Consider the following 23200-nt stretch of genomic DNA (forward strand, 5'->3'; position numbering starts at 1 on the left):
GTGTGTAGATGAGTTTTTTCAAAACCTCTTCTGAGGTAAGGACTTTATTCAAAAGAGCAGATCAAGTAAGCATTACAGAATTTGACCACTTAAAAGTTTCAGTCTCAGAGGGTTATGATTGGGAACCGGCTATTCAACAAGCTTGTAATAGTCTACCTAATGGCGGAACTGTACTAATACCCAATCACTCTGAATTCTTCGATTTTTACAGTCCAATAACTGTACCTAAAAATGTAGATTTACTTGGAACTGGTGGAATACTTAGAAGAAGATTTAATCGTACTGTTGCCTCTCAATCTGTAAGACTTGAAGGAAACAACAAAATCTCCTTCCTGAAATACGATGGCGGTTTTGATGTGATTGCTCCTGGTGCTGGAGAAAATGTGTATTATCAAGATTTCGCACCTCAAGACCAAGTTGACGGGGATTATTTATTTACGGGATGTACATTTAGTAATTCTTGTGGCTCGTTTATTGTAGCTACAGGTGGATCATATGTAAAAGTAGTTGGAAACCATTTTATTGATTGGTATGATCACTGTGTTTATTTCGCAGGTAGAGGTGTGAATGATACAGACCGATACAATAAAGACATTGTTGTGAGTGGTAATACATTTAGAGCAACTAAAGCAAGCACAACGAGATCAGCAGTAAAAGCTAGAAATGGTGTATACAATTATTCAATCACAGGTAATACGCTTGATATGGCAACTGCTACATTTGCTGAAGTTGGTAGTGGTGACAGTGGAGAGCAAAGAGAGAATGAAAACATTGCTATTTCTGGTAATGCAGGAATTTGCTCGACCTTTGTTTCCATTGGCTATTCAGGAACAACAGGTCTTGATGTCCCTGTTGAGCGTGTGAATATCACGGGGAATGCGGTAGAGTGTATTGAAGGAATGTTCGAGATGGGTTCATTACCTAGTTCATCAGTTTCAACATTACCTGATAGCCAAAGAGGAGTTCATGTCAAATCATTAATCATCAGCAACAATAGTTTAAAAGGTAAAGGATTCTTGGTAAACGGTCAAATTTCAGCAAATCATGATGGTATTGAAACATTTACAATGAATGGAAATGACATGGAGATTGTCTCTACGAACTATGTGCTATTCCCTATGGGTAACATTTCCAAGCTAAATTTCAAAAATAACACAGTCAGCTTCTTAGACCAAACATCAGGTGCTCAAATAATTTCTATGTATAGACAAAGTACGTATTTAAATTACAATGCGAGTATCGTTGGTGAATGGACATTGGAAGGTAATTTGCTGCTAAAAGGTGCAGGTAAATACGTATATGAAAACAGTGCAGGGAAAACAGAAACAGCCTTTACGTTTAACCTGTATTTAATAAATAACAGAATAGACAATGATTCTACAGGGAAACGTTTAGTTCAGGTTGTAGGTGATCATAAAGACACTGTTACTACTACAATTGTCGCAAAAGATAATAAATTTATTGGTGGAACGAATCAGGCATCAGATTGGAAAACTGATAAAACTGGACTGATTGAGGAAAATGAAAAGCAGAAAATCCTAACTTCTCCAAATGGAACAGTATATAAAATTACCGTTGACGATACAGGTGTAGTAACTGGAGCTTTATACACAGCCTAAAAGTATCAATAATAGATAGATTTATTATATTAAGTGTTTTAAAGAGATTGGTAATTTGCCAGTCTCTTTTTATTTTATAAAATTTTAAAATTATCAAGGAGGAATTTGTAATGGCTTTTAAAGTAAAACAAGACCTCGTCCCTACAAGCAAACATGGTGTTAAGTGTCCATATAATATGGATGCGGAATATATTACAGTTCATAATACAGCAAACGATGCATCAGCACAATCAGAAATCAATTATATGAAACGAAACAATAACTCTGTATCATACCACTACGCAGTAGACGACAAAGAGGTAATACAAGGAATTTCATGTAATCGTAATGCTTGGCATTGTGGAGATGGTGGAAGTGGATCAGGAAACCGTAAATCTATAGGTGTTGAAATTTGTTATTCTAAATCAGGTGGAGACAAGTATTACAAAGCAGAATCATTGGCAATTAAACTAATAGCCCAATTACTTAAAGAGCGCGGATGGGGAATTAACCGAGTTAAGAAGCACCAAGATTGGTCTGGAAAGTACTGTCCTCATCGCATTCTAAGTGAAGGTAGATGGAATTCTTTTTTAAATGCAATTGAAAATGAATTAAATAATAAAACCGAAACCATCACAGTCGAAGCACCAAAAACACAAGTAGACTCTAAGATCATTCATAACAAAGAAATTATTCAAAGTCCAAATTATCTTCAAAAAGGTGATCGTGGAGAAGCGGTCAAAGAACTTCAGCGTTTATTGAAATCAAAAGGACACGACCTTGAAATTGATGGTCACTTCGGGAAAATTACAGAGAGAGAGCTTCGTGAATTTCAAGCAAATAAAGGTGGAAGATTAGTCGTGGATGGCCTCGCTGGGCGTGAAACCATGGATGCGCTTAGAACAAAACATAATGCGTCACCAAAACCATCTAAGCCAACAAAATCTTCTCAGCCTTCAAATGGATCAGCAATTGTTCCCTACCCTGGTCATTTAATTAAAAGGGGATCAAGAGGAAAAGACGTTGAACGTGTGCAGCGTGCTGTCGGTGTTAATCCAGATGGTGTATTTGGTAAATTAACGGAATCGGCAGTCAAAGAGTATCAACATAGACACGGACTTACTGTGGATGGTCTTGTAGGCAAGAACACTTGGAATACGATGTTTTAAGAAATAAATTAAACAATTATAAAAGGTATCTGGTGGGTTGAATACTCAGATACCTTTTTGTAAACCTCAATGGCTACAAATTAATTATATCATATGAGGTGAGAATTTTCTATTAATTTTAATAAGGTAGGTAAAATCAATGGATAAAGAAGTGTTGCAACGTGTAAGTGTGCTGGAGGAAAGGTCGGAATCTCATAAAAGTAGAATAGAAACATTAGAAGAAAAATCTAGTGAAACAACGAAATTAAGCACTCTTATGGAAATGGTCATACAAACAAATGAAAAGCAAAGCGACACATTAGATAAGATCAACGAAAATCTTACAAATTTGAACGGTGAAATGAAAAATCTTGGTGGGCGAGTTGAAACCCTAGAACAAAATAAAAAAGAAATTGAGCACAACAAGAAAGAAGCGAAAAAAGAAGTTAGAAAGATTACTATGGATTTCGTTTTTAAATTAGTAAGTGGTTTGGTCTTAGCTTATTTATTAGTAAGATTCGGATGGAAATAAATTATACATATTATTGGAGGAATTGAAATGAATAAAGATCAATTGATTTTAATCGCAGGTTTCTTAGGATCATTAAAGCTTTTCTTAGCTTCACTAGGTTACAATATTTTAACTGATGATATGATTAACTCTTTCATGGGATTAATTGAAAATGGCGTTCCTTTGGTATTGGTTGCTTATGCGGTTTACAAGAATACTTACACGTCCCCTAGTGCTAAACGCCAGAAAGAAGTTTTAGAAAAGTATAAAGATGAGTGGAAATAAATTAAAATCGGGGAGAATCCCATTTACTTCTCCCCTCACCTTCATTATGGAAATATCAAGATGACTTTTGAAGGTGATTATAGTATACATCCTTCAAACAAGAATTATTCACGATAAAAGCATCCTTTTATTCAAAAAAGTTTGTGAAGTTGAATTTTAGAATCTTGATATTACTGGGTTTCTAACATTCACTTTTCACAAACTTTTTAATTTTCATCAACAATTTTTAAGGAGGATTTAAAAAAATGTCAACTACATCCGAATCTTCCCCTACTGAAACAACAAATTCAGATTACGAACAAAAAATTGATTACTCGCTAGAGATTAAATTCCAAGAAAATATACAAATCAATGTTACTGCATCGCAAGTTTATACTCTAGTGATTTAGGAGGTGAAACAGTGGCTACATCAATTATCCAATTTGACAACGGAACAAAATTAAGTTTAGTCATTAGAGATAATAATCAAATTGTAAATTTAACTAATACAAGTGTTGAAGTTCTAATTTCACACAAGGGAACTGGTTCTATAAAGCATGCTGAGATTACTGACGCAACTAAAGGAATGTGTGAAGTAACCTTATACTCTGAAGATGTACAATACGAAGGTGTTTATAACTTTCAAGCCACTGTCATTTTTGCTGACGGAAAAAGATTCTCAAGTGATATACAAAGATTTACTGTTAGTAAAAAATTAGACAGTGTTAACTCCCCTCCTCCTGGTAATGGAAACGGACATACGAGTGTCTCTCCTAGTACAACAAACGGAAATATCCTTGTTAATGGGTTGGAATTAAAAGTTTATAATGATCAAGATATTCGGGATCAAATTAATACTATCAACAATCTTGAAATTATACAAAGACTTGGAATAAATGAGAGTGGAAATTTAACCATAGATGGCATTGAACAAACAGGAGTAGAGTTAGAAGAATTAAACGAAGAAATTAATCTTATAAAGCAGTCTGATATTTTTACAAGATTAGGAGTTAGCTCTAATGGATTGTTGACAATTGACGGTATTGAACAATCTGCATCTGGCGGAGGTGAAGAAATGACACTTATAATAAAGGATTATTTTGATGGAAATACCAATATAACTAAAACTTATACTGAAGACATGGTTGGCTTTGATATTATCAATGACCATACAACAACTGGATTAACATTTACCATTAACAATATTACCATTCCCGTTGGAGCAAGTGAATCTTATACAGCAAACTTTGCTCCATATAGATCATTATCGATTAATACAACCGTTCCATATAGAGCAACTGTAAGAGCACCTCTACGTGGAATAGCTCCTGATACTACTGCACCCAATAACGTAACAGGATTTACTGTAACTAATATCACTACATCAAGCTTAACAATATCATGGAATGCTTCTACATCTACGGATACTACTGAATATGAAATCTATCAAGGTAGCACATTATTAAACTCAGTTACAGAAACGGATTATAATGTGACTGGATTAACAGCTTCTACATCGTACACATTTACAGTTAAAGCAAAAGACGGATCAGGAAATATTGCAACGGGAACTTCTGTAACAGTTTCTACTTCTGCACCAGACCTTATCTCTCCAAATGAAGTAACTAACTTAACAGCTTCAAATATAACTGCTACAAGTTTAACGCTATCTTGGACAGCAAGTTCTTCATCTGACGTAAGCGCGTATGAAGTTTATCGTGGGTCTACTTTCCTTTCTACTGTAACAGGGACTACATATAACGTAAGTGGATTGACTGCATCAACGCAGTACACTTTTACAGTTAAAGCAAAAGATACTTCAAATAATGTTTCTACTGGAGTTTCTGTAAATGCAACTACGACAAATGTTGTTGATACTACTGCTCCAAATAATGTAACTAATTTAGTCGCTTCCAATATTACTCAAACAGGTGTCACTTTAACATGGGCTGCTTCAACTTCTACTGATGTGGCAAACTATCAAATTTACAACGGAACAACTAACATAGGTCAGGCTTCAGGTACTGAATTTATAATTTCCGGATTGACTGCTGGAACACAATATACATTTATTGTTAAAGCTAAGGACACGAGTAGTAATGAATCAAGTGGAACAACTGTTACTGCTACTACCTCATCTGAATCAACTACTGTCACAAGTGTAGAGTTAGATAAGATTTCTTCGACTCTTGAACAAGATCAATCTATACAACTCACTGCGACAGTTTTACCTTCTAACGCACCGAATAAGGATGTTACTTGGTCATCAAGTGACACTAATATTGCTACAGTGAACAACACAGGTTTAGTAACGGCAGTTGGAATAGGTAACGCGACAATTACGGTAACTACCGTAGATGGTGGAAAGACTGACACTTTTAACCTAAGTATTACTGCTGCCATAATAGGATTCGACTTCAACAACTTAAGTGGATATGCGGATTCTAACCACGTTACTTTTGACCAAACAGTAAACTATGCAGGATATGACTACTCCGATTTTGTTCACCCTTCAGTACTATATTTTGAAGAAGGTTGGAACGGTCATAATTACTGGATGGGTGTTAATCCATATGCATCTACTGCCGGTTCAACTGAAAATCCATTTTTATTCTACTCTGATGACGGAGATAATTGGTATACACCAGTAGGATTGTCTCAACCTATATATCCAAAAGAGGCAGACGTAGGGAACAACTCTGACTCCCATATTTTTATGGATTATGATGGGATTACAATGCATTACCTCAATCGGGGGGCATTAACTGCTGGGGGAAGCATGACTGAAGTTTTCTCAACAACCGATGGTGTTACTTTTACTCCAAGACAGAGAATATTTTCGAGTCCCGAATATCCTGATTACGTTTCTCCATGTGTATGTAAAGTAGATGGAAAATACTATATGTTTGCAATTGATGTAACAGATACGTTCCACATTTGTGTGTTAGAAGCGACTGATGTGAGAGGTACATGGACAGAAATCAACCGCATTTCTAACGGTGCCTTAGGTGAGCTTTGGCACTTAGAAGTACAATATCTTAACCAAGAGTTTATTGTTATCGCTAATAATAAATCGGCATCAGGAAACTTAATTTCTGGTGGAAATCTCATGCTTGGCAAGTTCTTTGATGTAATGGATACTCAGGTGGTTGGAAGAAGTAGTGCATTAATAACTCCTCCTACCCCAGCTTATGAAATGGTTAACGGAACAAGTAGGCAGTGGAATGCAGCAATATATAAGTGTTCTTTTGTGATGAAGAGTCAGGATGAGTTTGAAGTATTTGTCGGGTTTAAAGGTAGTGGAGTGTCGGGCAGTACTACTCCGTGGCGGGTATCAAGAGTTGTGTGCTCAAGATTACCTCAGACTTTAGATATATCAGATTATACATTACACCAAAGTTATGCGGATGTAACTAGTTTTCCTGCTGTTAATTCTGGGAAAATGATGGAAATGGATTACTCCCTTTATGCATTTGATTTTACACTAAAAACACTAACAAACTTTAGACCTGTAGCTTTTGCAGACTCAACTAACCAACATTTTAATTTTTACATTGAAGACTCAAATTTATATGTAGAACTGTGGGGAGTAGCTGGAGGATCGATTCCAAAGAAAAAGGTTAGTTATGGTCTTGCTGTGAATGATCGTATAACTATGATTTTAGATAATAGAGCTGAACTTTTTGTTAATGGAAGACTCATCTTCCAATCAGAAGAGGATGTTGTAGATGGTTTTACTAAAAGAGGCGCTCAGTTTGGTACCCTAAACACGGTAGATGCAATTTCAGACATTAATATATACAAAAAACCTCAATATTTATACTCTGCTGCTAACGCAGAAGCGTATAAGACTGATGCTTTGGATAGATATTCATCAAATACGGAAAACTTTGTCTTAGTTGATGAGTTTAATAGAGCTAATGGATCTATAGGGATAAGTGATAATGCAGTAACTTATGAGATAGTAGGTTCTCCTGTAATTGAAAATAACTCACTCAAACCAAATGGTGTAGACACAAACGCGATTCTCGTACCGTATACAGGAGATTATTCAGTATTATTTAAATTAACTACAGCGCTAAGTCAGAGGTTTGGTTTTTATCTAAAGTATACGGATACCAACAATTTTATAAAGATTACTCTACCAGAACCTTCATGGTACCCAAAAAGATTGGATGTTGTCACGAGAAAAGCTGGTGTTGAAACAATTACCAGTATAAGCACCTTCGGTAAGTTAAAAGATAATGATTATCGAAACTGTAGGATCGATGTAATATCCAATGTAGCCCACCTTTATATAAACAGTGTTCACATGGGTTCAATAACAATACCTAATGAGACGTTTAATGGAAAAATAGGATTCACTGGAGGACTGGGAACAACTCAATATGATTATGCCATTATAGAAAAGTTGGTTTAGTTTTAAGTGTCAAGAGAGAAAAATAATTCTCTTGACACTTTTTTAGTTTATTAACTTGTGAGGAGATGATATAAATGTGGTCTAAAAAGTTTGATAGAATAGACTTAGACTTTACCAACAAAATTAATGGTTATGTTCCACAATATGACTCTGACGAAGATAGGTTGGTATTAAAACCATTACCCAATGGCACTGGGTCAGGTGCTACTAACTTAGATGGACTTACAGACGTAGATATTTCTTCGGTGACTCCTGAAGATGGTGAAGTACTTACATTTGAAAGTGGAGTATGGAAACCTAAATTAGCAAGTGTAAATGGGAGTAATGCATATGTGATAGAACTTAATAGATGGGGTATTACACAAGGTATTCCTGAAAAACCCTACGTTTCTGATGATTATTACATGGCTGATGACAATATAACTGGCATTAACAATGCATTAAAATATGCATCTGACAACGGTTATTCTGAAGTTATATTTCCTAAAGGTGAATACGCTATATGTTTCCCTCAATCAATACGGACTCAGCCTAATATGGTTATTAATTTTAGTGCGTCAAAGCTGAAAGTGATTTATGATTCTGATAACAGATCACCATTAGATACTAGGCCAGTTGATTCTCTTGTATGTGAGTTTGGAGGGACTAGTATTTTATGTACTACTCCTAACACTCACATAGTTAACTTAAGGTTAATAGGAGATAGAGAAGATCGAAGCTGGATAAACCTTGCTGACGAGAGAAGGTTAGAGAACACAATAGGTATAAAGCTAGGTGGAGGATCAGATAAATCTAGCGTTAAGTACTGTAATGTTTCACATTATATGGCTGATGCAATTTTCGTGTCTTTCGATCCTTATCAGGGTATGCCTGGTATTGGACAGATGGAATTTGGAGAAATAGATACAACAGGAACTCTAGTAACAAGCGCAGATACAAAAATGATAAGAACAGTAAATTTTATTTCGATACCTCAAGGCGTAGAGTCTTTCGCAATGATTGGGTTGGGTTATGCTCCATCTACAAGTATCCCATCTGGTTTGTATAACGCTTATTTCTACAATGAAGATGGTGCATTTGTTTATAAGCAATCTAATATTAGAACCAGAGATAAGGTAGTTGTACCAAATGGTGCAAGTAAATTCAAATTATCTTGGATTGGAGACGGTACTCTAGACCAAGGACTTCTTCCTAATAATCCTGCATATTGGGCTATCTTGATTAAACATGGGATATCTAGTGATGTTCTTATTGAATACAATGAAATTCACAGATGTCACAGAGGAGGAATATTTTTAGGGGCAAACAACGTAACGATCAGGAAAAATCATTTTCACAACACTGGGTATCATGGAAATACTGACATTGATGGACTACCTACTTTTACTGACTTCACTAGATATTCAATCACAACAGAAGACCATATAGGTCATAATTGTAAGATATTAGATAATGTGTTTGAAAATACTAGAATGGCAGTCGCTATGAGGGGAGAGTATAACGATATCTCTGGAAATGAATTTAAAAATTGCACTTATAGCGTAGTGCTTTATAGTCAGAGACACGTAACAATAAATAAAAATGTATCTTATTATGCCGAGATGCATTGCTATGAATATGATAACCATCATAGAAACTGGATTATAACAGATAATATTTTCAACTATTCAACTCTTTCCTTGCCTGGAACTGGTACAGCATCTACCATCTCAAACAACGCTTTTGCAAATAATTCTCAAGCCGTTATTGATATACATGTTTTGAACTTTTCAAATAATTCTTTTAATAACTCTTTTATAAATATCCAAAACAATGATACGGTAATATCTAATTGTGCTTTTACTAATGGCGCTCACGTTGATTTATATAACATGCAGCAAGTATACGACAAAATAATCGGATGTACCTTTGTTAATTCTTATGTTTTAGGGCAATCAAGTACGGAACTGATTGTTAAAAAATCATTCTTTAAGGATTCAACCATAAGATTTGCTGTAGGAAACATGTCTTTTAGACTTGAAAATTGTGAAGTAAGAAATACAACTAACTCAATAATGTCTCATCCTACGTATGCGGGCCTAGGCAGAATGGGACATACTCTAGAGCTAGTAAAATGTAGTATATCATTAGGTAGAAATGCCATCATAAATGCAAATGATTGGGGTACTTTGAGGATATTGGATTGCAATATTAATTTTGACATTACATCAGATTTTACAACAGGACTTGTAACTACAAATAATGTCACTGAGTTGTTGGAAATTATAAATTCAACGATCACTACTTCTAATGCACAAGTTTCTCAAAATGTAAATACTACAAAAGAGATTATTGTTTCAGGTAGTGACCTCATTAATTTCTCCCTAACAACACCTTCAGTACAAATACAGTCTGATTTGATGAACAGTATACCTATTGGAGGTAAATATAATGTAGCACAGCAAGTCTTAAATGCAACTCCTTCATCAGGAAGTAATTTAGGTTGGATTTGTATAGTTGAAGGATATGCAAATGACAATGCTTGGACACAGACCAAGGCATATGCAGTTGGGCAAAGAGTTCATGCTAATGGAAATGTATATCAATGCAAAGTTGCAGGAACCTCAAGTACAGTAACCCCTTCTCATACTAGTGGAGAAGCTGTTGACGGAACAATTACATGGGTTTATCTAGGAAACAAAGCAGTGTTTAAGTCATTTGGATTAATTTCAGAGTAACATAGGTTAGTTGAGTTTTAAATAAATAATTTAGTTGCCAATGTCATTTACTTCCTTTACAATTAAGTTGTTCTTAATTAAGAACAACTTAATTTGGGAGGAGAAAATTACTGTGGAAATAACAAAAAATGACACAAATGTTTTAAAGGGATTAGCTATAATCCTTATGTTGTTGCTTCATTTATTCTGTAGAAAAGATATTGAGGGATTTTATGAAGTATTTTTCAAGATAAATGATGTTCCATTCATTTATTATATTTCATTATTAGGAGATGCCTGTAGACCTATATATTTATTTTTGACAGGTTATGCATTTTATATCATATCTAATAAAGGTAATTTAATATTTAAAAAGAATATCAAACGAATATTTAAACTCATGATCAATTTTTGGATTGTATTTATTCTATTCATTCCTTTAGCTTTTATCATGAAGAAGCGTGATATTTTCTTAAATATCGATATAGGGGAATTAATTTTAAGTCTACTTGGGTTATCCAATTCATACAATGGTGCTTGGTGGTTTATACAGATTTACATTATCATTGTCCTTTTGTCTCCTTTTATTATTAGGTTAGTCCGTAAATTCAATCCACTGATTTTAATATTTATTTCAGGAGTTCTTTATTTTATAAGCTATTTGCAACGATACAGAGAAATTATTGACTTTGGAGACAACGAAATAATATTAAAGATTGTGGCTGTCTTATTTCTTTTTGGAACTTCACAATTGTCTTTTTTAGTCGGAGCTATTTTTGCCAAAGAGAAAATTTATTCGAAAATACATCAAAAGTTTTTTAATATTAAACATAAAAACATTTTTTGTATTATGGGAATTTGCATAATCATAGGTTTTCACTCTATTGTTGAATCATCGATAATAGCACCAATTAATGGAGTTTTGTTAGTTTTCTTATTTACAATTATGAATAAGAGCACTGTAGTTGAAAATACTTTATCTTTTTTAAGTAAACATTCTACAAATATATGGCTCACACATATGTTTTTCTACATGATGATTTTTCCAGAACTTACTTTTGCACCAAAGTATCCTATATTTATTTTTATTTGGTTATTTGTTTTAAGTATAGCATCTTCATATTTGATTAACTTAATATATAATCCTATAGTGAAATTGTTGGATAAAAAAGGTGAGATTCGATTATTGAAAGATAATAAAGTTGCAGGTTAAAATAACTCCCCTACTCCTTCATAAATCTAAATAAAAAATTGGTTTTATGGAAAAAAGTTTGTGAATATAGCTGTAAATCCCTTATATATCGCACCACTATTTCACAAACTTTTCTTATTTTCTCTGTATTTTTGTCACCTCGCTTATTTAAAATTTCTTAGATTGTTTTAATTCCTTATCAAACTCTTCGTCATACCAAATATCCTCCACTTTAACCCCTAATACCTTTGCAATCCTATATGCATTTTTCACACTAGGTATTTGTCTGCCAGTAACATAACCACTCATTGTATTCGTTGTTACTCCAGTTTTGTCCACTAAAAACTTCTGCATTATTCCACGTTCTTCTATAACTTCTTTCAACCTAGTTTGCAATATAATCTCCCCTAATTGATAAAATATTCCCTATTATTTTATCATATAGTGTTGGATTATCGTGGACAAATTGTTAATTTTTATTTAAATTCCTCTCCCCTACTAGTCCTTCAAGCGAAAGGGAGGACTTCAAGAAATTATTTAATCATCAAACTCTATATGACATTTGTACGGATATCCTTTTCTTATGTCATTTTGACTAGATAGTTTCAAAACCTCTTCGGGCATAATCCTTAAATAACTTACTTTTTTAATAAATCTTTTCAAAGTTTGATTAATCTCTTCTGGTTTTTTTAGTTCAGATATCCTATCAATTAAATTTATCACTTCTTGATACTTATTTATTGTATCTTTCATGTCTATACTTTCAATTTCGCCTCTATACTGTTTTACTTTTCCCTCATAGTAGTGCTTATTATTTTCTATCTCTTCTTTCTTTTCTTTAAGCTCCTCTCTGGTGAATATTCCACTTACTGCTATGTCAATTAAATTCTTTTCTTGTGATTTAATCTCAGTTAATTTCTTTTCAATTTGTTTAACTCTTTGCTCAAGCTCTTTTTTTACCTCTTCATTACCATTAATCTCAAATTGTTGAATAGCATCACTAAGTTTTTCTCTTTTTTCCTTTAACCTCTTTAAAACTTCCTTCTCTAAAATTTCCAATTTCATCCCCCTATTGGGACATTTATCTCCTTTATCAATCAAGTATTCACATCTTTTTATTGTGTAACCAACGCTACTTTTGTTATCTTTCCTTATGCTCAACTTTCTGCCACAGTTTCCACAATATAAAATATCTTTAAGTATTGTAACTCCTGATTTAACAGCAGGTTTTTCCCTCACCTGATTAGCAGAATACGCTCGGTTAATTCTATCTTGGTTTGCTCTATTCCATTCATCCACTGTAATTATTGCAGGATGAGCATTTTCAAATTTTATTTCCTCAACAGTTTCATGAGTATATTTATCCTTCCTCTTAACTCTCTTTCTATCTAAAAAGACAACTGTTCCTTTATACACTTCATTTTTAATAATTCGCTTTATACTTGGCAGATTCCAATAATCAGAACGTTGTGGTTTATACCCTTCTTCGTTTAAAATATCTCTAATTTTAAACGACCCATATCCCTGTGAATGCAATTTAAAAATATAACGTACTATTTCAGCTTCTGGTTCGTATATTTCTAGCTTTTTAGTTTCTTTATTTCTCCTGTAGCCAAACGCTGGTTTTGAAGATATCCATTCTCCTCTTCTTGCTCGAATTATTTTATTGAGTTTATTTCTATACGCAATAGACTTTCCCTCTGTAGCGCTAAATATAGCCTCCAAACTATATAACATTGCATCAGATTGATTTTTTAAATCGTATGTTTTTGTTGGGGTGATAATCGGCAATTCGTAATCAATACACAGGTCTTTGAATTGCATCGCAACCGTTTCATGACGAGCAAGCCTGTCCAATTTTAAAACGATGATCCCAGCATAATTTTCAGCATTTGTAAATATTTTGTGAAACTCTTCTCGTTCGCTAATATCTTGTTTCATCCCACTGACAATTTCTTCATAAATGTCATATTCCATTCCCTCTCTTTTGGCAAACTCGGTTAATACTTCCCTATGGTTCTTCAAAGTATCTTCATTTTCTCCATGTTCTCTACTAATCCTCAGGTATAGAGCATACTTCTTTTTTGTAGTGCTGCTCATAGTATCAAAATCCTTTTCATGGTAAGATAAAGCTAATGATACCATGATTTCATTGTACTTACAATAAAAAATGACGTAGGAACAGCATAGCCAGATGTATGTCCTCTGAGCCCTTCAATAATTTCTAATCCCTTTGAAACAGGGGCTCTAAAGTGACCGATCCCTTCTGATAAATCACATTGGTATATATAGTAAGGTCTAACCCTTATTTTGACTAAATCATGCATTAATTTTTTCATGATCGTCACGCTGTCATTTATTCCTGCCAAAATAACAGCCTGATTCCCTACAGGAACACCCGCATTTGCCAGCATTTCACAAGCTTTTTTTGATTCCTCTGTAATTTCAATGGAGGTATTAAAATGGGTATTCAACCAGATCGGATGGTATTTTTTTAAGATATTACATAAATTCTCTGTGATTCTTTGCGGAAATACAACCGGAGCCCTTGTTCCAATCCTGATAATTTCAACGTGAGGGATATCACGCAGGTTTTTCAGAATATATTCAAGGATATTGTCATTAATAAGGAGACCGTCACCGCCGGAAATTAGAACATCTCTTACTTCAGGAGTTTGAGCTATATAGGAAATTGCAGCATCTAGTTGTTTTTTTGGAACTCCCATCCCAATTTGCCCTGAAAACCTTCGTCTTGTACAATATCTGCAATACATTGAACATTGATTTGTTACTAGAAATAGGACTCTGTCCGGATAACGGTGAGTTAACCCTGGAACAGGAGAGTCCTCATCTTCATATAAAGGGTCTTCTAGATCATACTTCGTCTTATACATTTCTTCTGAAATTGGAACGGACTGCATGCGAATTGGACATCTCGGATCATCCGGATTCATTAGCCATGCATAGTAAGGAGTGATGTTTAAGGGGATTGTTTTTGTAGAAATTTTCACCCCTTCTTCTTCTTTTGGAGTAATGTTGATTACTTTTTTCAAATCATCCAATGTCCTAATGGTATTGGTCAACTGCCAAATCCAATCATTCCATTGTTCCTCCGATACATTTTTCCAAATCTCGAAATCTTTCCAATGTTTTTTAGGTTTATATAATTGATTATTCACTCATTTCCCCCCGTAACTCTTTTCTATAATAGATGCAAGAACTATACCAATGTGTGCAATCCCTGCTGGAATGGGAAATGAGTGAGACTCTTTATTTCCGTGCTGCTGAATTTTCAGCAATTTTTAGTTTCTTTATTTTATATTGTAGGGTTTGTCTAGGTATATTAAGAGTTTGTGCAGCTTTTAAAACATTAAATTGATTTTTTTGAAGGGCATCCTCAATAAAATTCTTTTCGATTTCCTGAATTTTTTGAGGTAATGAAAATGGATTTCCCCTGCCAGAAACAGAATTTTTCTGAAACTTAGGAGGGAGATGAGAAAGCTCAATATCATTGTCCTCGGACATATTCATTGAGTACTCAATCGCGTGCTTCAACTCTCTTACATTTCCAGGCCAATCATAGCGCTGCAAACTTTCTAAAGCGTCTTGCTGAATACCTGCTACTTCTTTATTAAATAATGAATTGTAATGACCAATAAAGTGTTTGATCAAAACATCTATGTCATCTTTTCGCTTCCTTAATGGTAGTAGATTGATCGAAAAAACATTTAGCCTGTAAAATAAATCTTCGCGCAGCAGCCCTTTTTTCACACATACTTCGGGTGGTTCATTCATGGCGGCAATTAAACGAACGTCAACTTTCCTACCTTTCAGGTCACCGACTCTTCTTACTACCCCATCTTCTATTACCCTTAATATTTTGGCTTGTAATGACACTGGCATTGATTGAAGTTCGTCAAGAAATAAAGTTCCATGATTAGCTACTTCAAACAATCCCGCTCGCTCCACTGCCCCTGTATAACTACCCTTTGAAGAACCAAAAAGGAGACTCTCCAGAAGATTTTCAGGGATGGCTGCGCAATTTTGTGCGATAAATGAGTGGGCGGATCTCCTCGAACGATTATGAATGGCTTGTACATACAATTCCTTACCTGTTCCTGTTTCCCCGTAAACAAGCACATTTGACTCATATTGAGCAATTTTTTCTCCAAGTTGAATGGTTTTTAGAAACAGGCGGTTAATTGTGAGAATATCCTTAAATTCATAGCTTGCTGACTCTGTTTTATGGATGATATTCTGGTTGCTCATGTTTGCCTGCAAGTCAACAAGCTTCTCCGAAAGCCGTTTTATTTTAGAATAGTCTTTTGCTACTTCTACAGCCCCAATAAGCTTTTGATCATTGATGATGGGTAATGTTGAATTGACCGTTTCAATTTTCTCCCCATTCATATTTACATAGGATTGCTGCAGATCATATATGGGATTCTTAGAATTAATAACACTAATTAGAGTACTTGTCTTAGGAGTAAGTGATGGAAAAACCTCTAAAATGTGTTTGCCAATTACTTCTTTAGGATCTAATCCATCATGTGCTGCGGCTTTTGAGTTATAAAAAATAGTCCTCCCTGTTGCATCTACTGCATGAATTCCTTCATCTATTGTCTCTAATATTCTTTGAAACATTTTTTCTTTTGTTACATCATTCAGCAAATAGCACCGTCTCCTTTCTGCTGAATATTCAGCACAATAATGCCGATTATTCAGCAAATGTGGTCTGAAAGGTCTTTACACCATACATTCATATTTTCAAGGTTTTCAAAAATGTAGCAATTATTTTTTAATCTGCCCGTATATTCATAGTTTAATTGAGACAAGACAGCATTCATTCCAACAGAATCTGCTCTGGCAATCGAAAAACTGTTAAAAATACCTTTACTTACGAGTTTTTTTTCAAGCTCTCGTAATAAAAATTTCATGAGTTTATGTGTACGATATTCGGGAAGAGTGGCGCAATCAGTTAATTCGGCATTTGAAAGAATGGAATTGATCTCTGCAGATGCGGCACTAATCACTCTTTCTTTGTCTTCTACAAAAAAGTAGATGGTCCCTTCTTCCATTGTTTCTTTTATATATTCTTCTTGATGAAGCGGGGTCGGGTAGACTTTAAATACTTCTTTGTATAAATCAGCTAAAGCTCCAGCATCAGCAGGTCCCGCTTGTCTGAGCGGAAATAACGATGTCTCATTAATTGATTTGTTTTTGACATGTTTTTTCTGATTAATTTGTTCTAATATATGATCTTCCTTCATCCAATTACTCGTTTGCCTTCGTGACTCTTGAAAATATCGGCAAAAATAAAACATATCCTCACCACCAAAGAAACCTTTTATATAAGCTTCCAGCTCAAACATACTGGCATGAAGAACCTTTATATGATCTCTTTTTCCATATACGATGAGTTTGGTTAATTGATACTTTTGGCAAAGTGGTTTAATATCTGCTAATAACTTTTCCAGATTTCCCTTATACTCAGTCAATTTGCAGCGTTCATTAAATTCATCCAGATAGACAACACCCTGGTAATCATTTGTTTTCATATTGACAGATTTCATCTCATCTTATTCTCCTTTCTTTAGGTTAGAGATGGGTGTTGAAGAAATCAGCGAAAGAGCCGATTTTATTCAAAAAACCACCTCATGCATTTATAGTACTTATCTCCTTTGAAAAAGTTAAAAGTGGACCTCTCACAGAAAAAAGGTGCTGGTTTCTACCTATGAATTTCAGCACCTTTTTTTATTAACAGCTATTTATTTTAGAGAATTAAAATATCTCCTGAGATGATAGTCTGCTGAATGGGGACTAGAAGCAACTGGTGATTCATGAATTAACTTTAATTTAAGTCTTTAGGTCTGACATTCAGGCTATTCCTCCGCGACTTCACACCATTGTAGAATAAATAAAGAAATAATTTTAGCAGCTTGAATGACCTTTTCAATTTCAATGTATTCATTTGGAAAATGGGCAACTTCCGTCACTCCAGGACCAAACACAACTGCTGGGATTCCACCAGAATGATAAAGCATCCCTCCATCAGTTCCCCAAGGAGATGCTTCGATATTTGGCCGTTTTTTCATTACTTTTTCAAAGCAGCCTGATAATGTTTCAATAATAGGATGACTTACAGACAACTCATTTGGCAGCCAGAAAGCTCCGAACCATTCAAGGTCTACTGGATAATCTATAAACCATGAATCTTTCTCTGTTAACATTTGGACCCAATTCGAAAATTCCTCTTTTACTTGGTCCATCGTTTCATTAGGAGCAATTCCGCAGCGACCTTCCAATTTCACTTCATCAGCAACAGAAGAAGGCCACGAACCTCCTTCAATTTTCCCAATATTAATTGGAACCGGAATCGGGATATTTTGATACAAAGGATCACTAATTCGTTTATTCCTTTTCTTTTCTAGTAGTTTAATATGCTCAATTACAATCGTGCTTTTTTCGATTGCACTAACACCCTCATAACGCGTCCCGCCGTGAGCAGACCTTCCCTTCACTGTTAACCTAAACCACATTGAGCCTTGTTGTTTCGGGAAGATTTTCATATTTGTTGGTTCTGGGATGAGAGCCGCATCTGCTTCGTATCCTCTTAGAACTGTTGCCAGCGTACCTGTTCCGCCACTTTCCTCTTCTATCACACTTTGAAAAATGATATCGCCCTTAAGTTTTATTCCAGTTTCATAGATTGCTTGCATCGCCATCAATAAAGCGACATTTCCACCTTTCATATCTGTAGAGCCGCGCCCATATAACTTTCCTTCAATAATTTTTGCGCTGTATGGATCAACCTTCCACTGCTTTTCATCACCTTCTGGTACTATATCGATATGACCATTTAATATTAACGATTTTCCTTCCCCAGTCCCTTTCATGATTCCTACAATATTTGGACTTTCATTGAAGTTGTTTCTTGTTGCATTATAGTAGGGGTGCTCTTTTAGCTGTTTACCTCCAGGCTCCCATATGTCAATCTCCAACTCCAATTGTCTGCATTTCTCCAAAATAATAGCTTGCGCTTCCGATTCTTTTCCTTGAACACTTTTTTGTTGAACGAGTTTGGTAAGAAGCCTTTCTGCCTTTATCTTGTTTCGGTCTATCCATGTAAATAGCTTTTGCTGAAGGTCCTCCATCCTTCCACCCCTTCATATTTTTTATCTCTACTTTCCTTCTTTAAGCAGTTCGTTTTGGTTAATATTGTTAGTAACTTTTTGACAAAGTGACCTTTCATCTGTGGGGTTTCGACGCACAGGATGTCAAGCAGAGGCCTCTGAGACAAGACGCCCGAGATTTGGCCATCGTTCATTAATCCCCACCGATAGTTAGGTGAAGTCTAAGGCGAATTCAGTCTTCTATGTGCGAAATCACCCTTTTTATACAGCGGGACTGGAAATTTTCACTGAAAAAAAGATGCTTCTGTTTTTTTTATTACATCTTCTACAGTAAAAGGTTCTAAAGTTTCTTTAAGACAGAGACCATTTTCAGTAATTTCCATTACAGCCATTTCTGTAATGATCAAATTCACACAGTTTCTTGCAGTAAGTGGGAGGGTACATTCATTTACAATTTTTGGGGTTCCATCTTTATTTGTATGGTTCATTAGAACGATCACTCTTTTTGCCTTTTGGGCAAGCTCCATAGCACCTCCCATACCGGGGACCCTTCTTCCCGGAACAATCCAGTTAGCTAAATCACCACCTGAGCTGACCTGCAATGAACCCAATATCGTCATGTCTATCAAACCTTTTCTAATCATTCCAAAAGAAAGAGCACTATCAAAATAGGAAGCTCCCTTACCTAATGTAACAGGATACCCTGCAGCATTACAAAGGTGTTCATTTTCTTTTTCAAGAGCTGGACTAGGACCAATTCCAAGCACCCCGTTTTCTGCTTGAATCATGACACGCGGCTTATTTAATAGGAAATTAGGAATTAATGAAGGAATGCCAATTCCCAGATTGACGACCATCCCATCTTGAATTTCCTCTGCTGCTCTTTTAGCAATTCTCTCTCTTAAGCTCATTCCCAAACCCACTTCCAGTTTATTCCCTTGCTTTTTACCACACTGTTAATAAAAATACCCGGGGTAATAATCGCCTCCTCATCTAATGTACCCAGTTCCACGATATCAGTGACTTCAGCAACTGTATAATGACCAGCCATAGCAATCAAGGGATTCATGTTCCTAGCACTTTTATCGTAAATTAGATTTCCGTATGAATCGGCTGTTTTCCCATAAATGATTGCGACATCTGCAGTCAAGGGTGTTTCTAATAAATATGGTTTTGAATCAACATGTATAATGCTTTTACCTTTATAAACAATTTCATTATCTATTCCAATATCTAATAGGATTCCACCTATTCCAAGACCTCCAGCTCGAATTCTTTCAGCAAGCGTCCCTTGTGGTGAAAATTCTACCTCCAGCTTCCCTTCTGACATCATCTTTCCTGCGATAGGGTTAGACCCGATATGGGATGCGATTAATTTACTTACTCTTCCTGCACTGATAAGCTTTCCTGTACCAATCGTTGGAAAACCTGCATCATTACAAATAACAGTCAGATCTTTAACTCCTTTTTCAAGGATCGCTTCGATTAATGTTGGGGGTGATCCGACCCCGCCAAATCCACCCACCATTAGGCTGCACTGGTTGTCAATCCGACCTAAAACATCATCAACTTGTTTAAGTTTTTGATAATCGTCTGTTACCATTTTCAGGGCCTCCTTCTTTAAGCAGGATTGATTTCAGAAACCTGTAAGTGCTTTTCCACTTCATAAAGGGTCTTATCTAACAAATCTATTAACAGCTGTAGTTCTTCTTCAGTAATTGTTAAAGGGGGAGCAATCAAAATAGCATCTCCAGAATCTCCTTCTATTCCAGTAGATGATGGGTAAACAATAAGACCATTTTCTTTTGCTTTCATTACAATGAAGTTTGTTAAGTTAATTTCTTTTCGAAAAGGAATTCTTTTGAAAATATCAGAAACAAATTCCATTCCTGTTAACATGCCTACCCCTCTTACCTCGCCAACTATTGAATATTTGACTTGTAATTTACGTAGTTCATTTAATAGTATTGAACCTTTTCTAAGTGATTCAGAAACTAATTGATTTTTTTCAATATAGTTTAATACTGCAAGACCAACAGCAGTTGATTGGGGATTTGCGCTGTAAGTATGACCGCTCATAATCATTTTAGATCCCATTACTATTGGTTCCATGACATGATCACTGACCACAGCAGCAGCTAACGGCGTATAACCAGCACTCAATCCCTTCCCCAGTGCAACAATGTCAGGCACAAAATTCCAATGCTCTGATGCAAGCATTTTTCCTGTACGGCCAATACCAGTCATCACTTCATCTGCAATAAAAAGGATGTTGTGTTTCCCGCATATTTCCTTAAGTCTTTGATAGTACCCATGTGGAGGTGTTATAGCACCCCCAGCGGCACCAATAACAGGCTCGGCAATAAATGCAGCGATATGGTCCGCCCCTATTCTTTTTATCGCTACTTCCAGTTCTGCCGCACATTTTAATTGGCAATCAGGGTAGGTCAGATCGTACGGACACCGATAACAGTATGGAGGATGAATTGTTGGGCTTGTATCCAAAAGAGGGACAAACCGAAAACGCCTGTCTGTATGCCCTGATAAAGATAACGAACCGATTGTGATCCCATGGTAACTCATCCATCTTGAAATGATTTTCGTTTTTCTGTATTGCCCTTTTTCCTGCCAGTATTGCAATGCAACTTTCAAAGCGGTTTCTACAGCCTCTGATCCGCTATTTACAAAAAAAGAAAAATTTAATGAACCTGGCAAAACGCGTGCTAACTCCTCAGCCAGCTTCTCAGCAGGTTCATTTGTAAAGTGAGATCTGTAAACAAACGAGATCTTTTGCGCTTGTTCATTCATGACTTCTATTATTTCTTCAACTCCATGGCCGATACTGCATGTAACCGCACCAGATGAACCGTCAATATACCGTTTTCCATCTTCATCATAAAGAAAAACGCCTTTGCCATGACTTATTTTTTTATAGTTTTCATCCAGCACCGGTTTTATAAGAAAGCTCTTCATTACTGAACCCCCCTCTTTGCGCCATCCCAATAAAAGAGCCATTGTTACATTATATGAACTAGATGAACCGCTTATTTCTAAGGATTTCTTTTCAAAGAAAAAGGCTGAATAGAAGGAGTATTGACTCCTTCAAGCTCAGCCCTTCTCGTTTCAACAGGAGTAAGATTTAAGATTTCCTTGTTAATCAATTCGATTTCTATATCTCTAACATTTGATGAGCGCTTAAACTTTCTAGGCCCTTCGTTGTGCCGACAGTGAAAACAAACACGAATTATTTTAGTTTATAATCTTAAATGTTTGTTTATTTAGTTTCAAGAACGAAAAGCGCAAGGCGCCCGCCTATCGGCGACAAGCATAAGACGAGCCGGCATGAAGGTTGTTCCTTAACCTTCTTGACGGATTGGCTTATGACCTCGAGCCGATGGCGCCTGGAGCTAGACAACGACAACACTCTTTAATACGTTAATACTTTAATTATATTAAACTTTCTGATCTTATCAAAAAAAACAGGACTCCTTTGACTTTGGCTTAAACAAAGGTGTCCTGGCACTTAACAAAAAAGCCCGGTTTTTTAAGCTTAATATTTAATAAATGATGCGCCAACGATGATCAATAAAATAAACAATACAACAATTAATACAAAGCTTCCTCCATTGTTGCAAGCAGCAGGAGCTGTATAAGGATATCCACAATCGTAATAGCAATGCATAGCTGTCATCTCCTTAAAATATCTTACTTTCTATTACACTCATAAACTATGTAGGCACTAGCTTGTTTTGATTGTGCATTTGCCTATTTTTTAATATATTATCTAAACGACAGTCATTTTTTATTGTAAAATTTCATGGCAATTATATAAAACTTAAGGAGCATAAGAATGTTTACAAAAAGAATTTAAAACGATACAATTATGTAAACGCTTTCAAAATAATTCAATCCTGGGAGGTACTCTTATGGTTTTTGAATATAAGTATCGGCGCCAAGCATTGGATAACCTCTCAAAAGCAATCGAACAAGAAGAAAAGCAAGTAACTAAAAAAAATAAAGGGAATAAGAAAGCACTGACATTATCAAATGTAATAGCATCCATTGTCCCATTTTTCACTCCTACGAGTTAATTATATTTTCCCTCGTTTAGATATTTTTATTAGTAAAAAAACCGTCATAAATTGGTCAAGACCCCAAAAAGTGGAGATGTAAAAAAACCGGAGCTGTTTCTAAAAGGAAATGGCTCCCTTTTTATTCATTAAGTTTTTGATCGTTCT

General features: G+C 35.4%; 18 protein-coding genes and 1 pseudogene. 9 read left to right on the plus strand and 10 right to left on the minus strand.

What is annotated here, in order from left to right; genetic code table 11:
• The first annotated feature begins 8 nt into the window (after nt 1-8).
• The 8 genes from IC621_RS03255 to IC621_RS03290 all read left to right on the plus strand — a co-directional run bounded on the left by IC621_RS03255 (nt 9) and on the right by IC621_RS03290 (nt 11850).
• On the plus strand, nt 9-1619 hold the full coding sequence (locus IC621_RS03255) for a hypothetical protein (RefSeq protein ID WP_191155663.1): 1611 nt from the start codon (nt 9-11) through the stop codon (nt 1617-1619).
• Between the two features lie 110 nt (nt 1620-1729).
• Complete coding sequence (locus IC621_RS03260) at nt 1730-2767, plus strand: peptidoglycan recognition protein family protein (RefSeq protein ID WP_191155665.1); 1038 nt, start codon at nt 1730-1732, stop codon at nt 2765-2767.
• A 139-nt stretch (nt 2768-2906) separates the two neighbouring features.
• Complete coding sequence (locus tag IC621_RS03265; protein WP_191155667.1) at nt 2907-3278, plus strand: hypothetical protein; 372 nt, start codon at nt 2907-2909, stop codon at nt 3276-3278.
• A 27-nt stretch (nt 3279-3305) separates the two neighbouring features.
• Entirely contained in the window at nt 3306-3542 is a 237-nt protein-coding gene (locus IC621_RS03270; protein WP_191155669.1) for a phage holin, read from the plus strand.
• A gap of 245 nt (nt 3543-3787) precedes the next feature.
• The gene (locus IC621_RS03275) at nt 3788-3931 is read left to right on the plus strand and encodes a hypothetical protein (protein ID WP_191155671.1); all 144 of its coding nucleotides are present in this window, start codon (nt 3788-3790) and stop codon (nt 3929-3931) included.
• An 11-nt stretch (nt 3932-3942) separates the two neighbouring features.
• Nucleotides 3943-7941, plus strand: a complete 3999-nt coding sequence (locus IC621_RS03280; RefSeq protein WP_191155673.1) for a fibronectin type III domain-containing protein — start codon at nt 3943-3945, stop codon at nt 7939-7941.
• Nucleotides 7942-8015: 74 nt separating this feature from the next.
• Complete coding sequence (locus IC621_RS03285; RefSeq protein ID WP_191155675.1) at nt 8016-10658, plus strand: right-handed parallel beta-helix repeat-containing protein; 2643 nt, start codon at nt 8016-8018, stop codon at nt 10656-10658.
• Nucleotides 10659-10770: 112 nt separating this feature from the next.
• Nucleotides 10771-11850, plus strand: coding sequence for an acyltransferase family protein (locus IC621_RS03290; RefSeq protein ID WP_191155676.1), 1080 nt, complete (start codon nt 10771-10773; stop codon nt 11848-11850).
• A 147-nt stretch (nt 11851-11997) separates the two neighbouring features.
• Here IC621_RS03290 and IC621_RS03295 read toward each other — a convergent pair whose 3' ends face one another.
• From IC621_RS03295 to IC621_RS03340, 10 genes and pseudogenes are all read right to left on the minus strand, one after another.
• A complete protein-coding gene (locus IC621_RS03295) occupies nt 11998-12225 on the minus strand; it encodes a helix-turn-helix transcriptional regulator (RefSeq protein WP_191155678.1) in 228 nt (75 codons plus the stop codon).
• Nucleotides 12226-12366: 141 nt separating this feature from the next.
• Nucleotides 12367-13929 carry a recombinase family protein gene (locus tag IC621_RS03300; RefSeq protein WP_191155680.1) on the minus strand — a complete coding sequence of 521 codons (1563 nt, stop codon included), beginning with the start codon at nt 13927-13929 and terminating at the stop codon, nt 12367-12369.
• 74 nt (nt 13930-14003) lie between these two features.
• Nucleotides 14004-15008 (minus strand): annotated as a pseudogene (gene kamA / locus IC621_RS03305) (lysine 2,3-aminomutase); the annotation flags it as partial.
• Nucleotides 15009-15099: 91 nt separating this feature from the next.
• Complete coding sequence (locus IC621_RS03310; RefSeq protein ID WP_396652964.1) at nt 15100-16473, minus strand: sigma-54 interaction domain-containing protein; 1374 nt, start codon at nt 16471-16473, stop codon at nt 15100-15102.
• Between the two features lie 77 nt (nt 16474-16550).
• Nucleotides 16551-17402 (minus strand): putative beta-lysine N-acetyltransferase, encoded by an 852-nt coding sequence (gene ablB / locus IC621_RS03315; protein ID WP_191155682.1) that lies wholly within the window; start codon nt 17400-17402, stop codon nt 16551-16553.
• 309 nt (nt 17403-17711) lie between these two features.
• Nucleotides 17712-18983: a peptidase gene (locus tag IC621_RS03320; protein WP_191155684.1), complete on the minus strand. Its 1272-nt coding sequence runs from the start codon at nt 18981-18983 to the stop codon at nt 17712-17714.
• A 263-nt stretch (nt 18984-19246) separates the two neighbouring features.
• Complete coding sequence (locus IC621_RS03325) at nt 19247-19873, minus strand: 3-oxoacid CoA-transferase subunit B (RefSeq protein ID WP_224752279.1); 627 nt, start codon at nt 19871-19873, stop codon at nt 19247-19249.
• Nucleotides 19870-20565, minus strand: a complete 696-nt coding sequence (locus IC621_RS03330) for a CoA transferase subunit A (RefSeq protein WP_318152998.1) — start codon at nt 20563-20565, stop codon at nt 19870-19872. Before IC621_RS03330 ends, IC621_RS03325 begins: the two co-directional genes overlap by 4 nt.
• 17 nt (nt 20566-20582) lie before the next feature.
• On the minus strand, nt 20583-21935 hold the full coding sequence (locus tag IC621_RS03335; RefSeq protein ID WP_224752280.1) for an aspartate aminotransferase family protein: 1353 nt from the start codon (nt 21933-21935) through the stop codon (nt 20583-20585).
• Between the two features lie 577 nt (nt 21936-22512).
• Complete coding sequence (locus IC621_RS03340) at nt 22513-22644, minus strand: YjcZ family sporulation protein (protein ID WP_191155689.1); 132 nt, start codon at nt 22642-22644, stop codon at nt 22513-22515.
• Nucleotides 22645-22888: 244 nt separating this feature from the next.
• Here IC621_RS03340 and IC621_RS03345 point away from each other — a divergent pair, with 244 nt between their 5' ends.
• Nucleotides 22889-23053 (plus strand): hypothetical protein, encoded by a 165-nt coding sequence (locus tag IC621_RS03345; RefSeq protein ID WP_191155691.1) that lies wholly within the window; start codon nt 22889-22891, stop codon nt 23051-23053.
• Nucleotides 23054-23200: the final 147 nt, after the last annotated feature.

This window comes from Metabacillus arenae, from assembly GCF_014773385.1.
Classification (GTDB): Bacteria; Bacillota; Bacilli; order Bacillales; family Bacillaceae; genus Metabacillus_D; species Metabacillus_D arenae.

What these genes read in the sequence shown, in the direction of transcription:
- IC621_RS03330 (WP_318152998.1), bottom strand. Translation starts at nt 20,565, where the DNA reads ATGGTAACAGACGATTATCAAAAACTTAAACAAGTTGATGATGTTTTA.
- IC621_RS03335 (WP_224752280.1), bottom strand. Translation starts at nt 21,935, where the DNA reads ATGAAGAGCTTTCTTATAAAACCGGTGCTGGATGAAAACTATAAAAAA.
- IC621_RS03320 (WP_191155684.1), bottom strand. Translation starts at nt 18,983, where the DNA reads ATGGAGGACCTTCAGCAAAAGCTATTTACATGGATAGACCGAAACAAG.
- IC621_RS03310 (WP_396652964.1), bottom strand. Translation starts at nt 16,473, where the DNA reads ATGTTTCAAAGAATATTAGAGACAATAGATGAAGGAATTCATGCAGTA.
- IC621_RS03260 (WP_191155665.1), top strand. Translation starts at nt 1,730, where the DNA reads ATGGCTTTTAAAGTAAAACAAGACCTCGTCCCTACAAGCAAACATGGT.
- IC621_RS03255 (WP_191155663.1), top strand. Translation starts at nt 9, where the DNA reads ATGAGTTTTTTCAAAACCTCTTCTGAGGTAAGGACTTTATTCAAAAGA.
- IC621_RS03340 (WP_191155689.1), bottom strand. Translation starts at nt 22,644, where the DNA reads ATGCATTGCTATTACGATTGTGGATATCCTTATACAGCTCCTGCTGCT.
- IC621_RS03345 (WP_191155691.1), top strand. Translation starts at nt 22,889, where the DNA reads ATGGTTTTTGAATATAAGTATCGGCGCCAAGCATTGGATAACCTCTCA.
- IC621_RS03285 (WP_191155675.1), top strand. Translation starts at nt 8,016, where the DNA reads ATGTGGTCTAAAAAGTTTGATAGAATAGACTTAGACTTTACCAACAAA.
- IC621_RS03265 (WP_191155667.1), top strand. Translation starts at nt 2,907, where the DNA reads ATGGATAAAGAAGTGTTGCAACGTGTAAGTGTGCTGGAGGAAAGGTCG.
- IC621_RS03275 (WP_191155671.1), top strand. Translation starts at nt 3,788, where the DNA reads ATGTCAACTACATCCGAATCTTCCCCTACTGAAACAACAAATTCAGAT.
- ablB (WP_191155682.1), bottom strand. Translation starts at nt 17,402, where the DNA reads ATGAAATCTGTCAATATGAAAACAAATGATTACCAGGGTGTTGTCTAT.
- IC621_RS03325 (WP_224752279.1), bottom strand. Translation starts at nt 19,873, where the DNA reads ATGAGCTTAAGAGAGAGAATTGCTAAAAGAGCAGCAGAGGAAATTCAA.
- IC621_RS03270 (WP_191155669.1), top strand. Translation starts at nt 3,306, where the DNA reads ATGAATAAAGATCAATTGATTTTAATCGCAGGTTTCTTAGGATCATTA.
- IC621_RS03300 (WP_191155680.1), bottom strand. Translation starts at nt 13,929, where the DNA reads ATGAGCAGCACTACAAAAAAGAAGTATGCTCTATACCTGAGGATTAGT.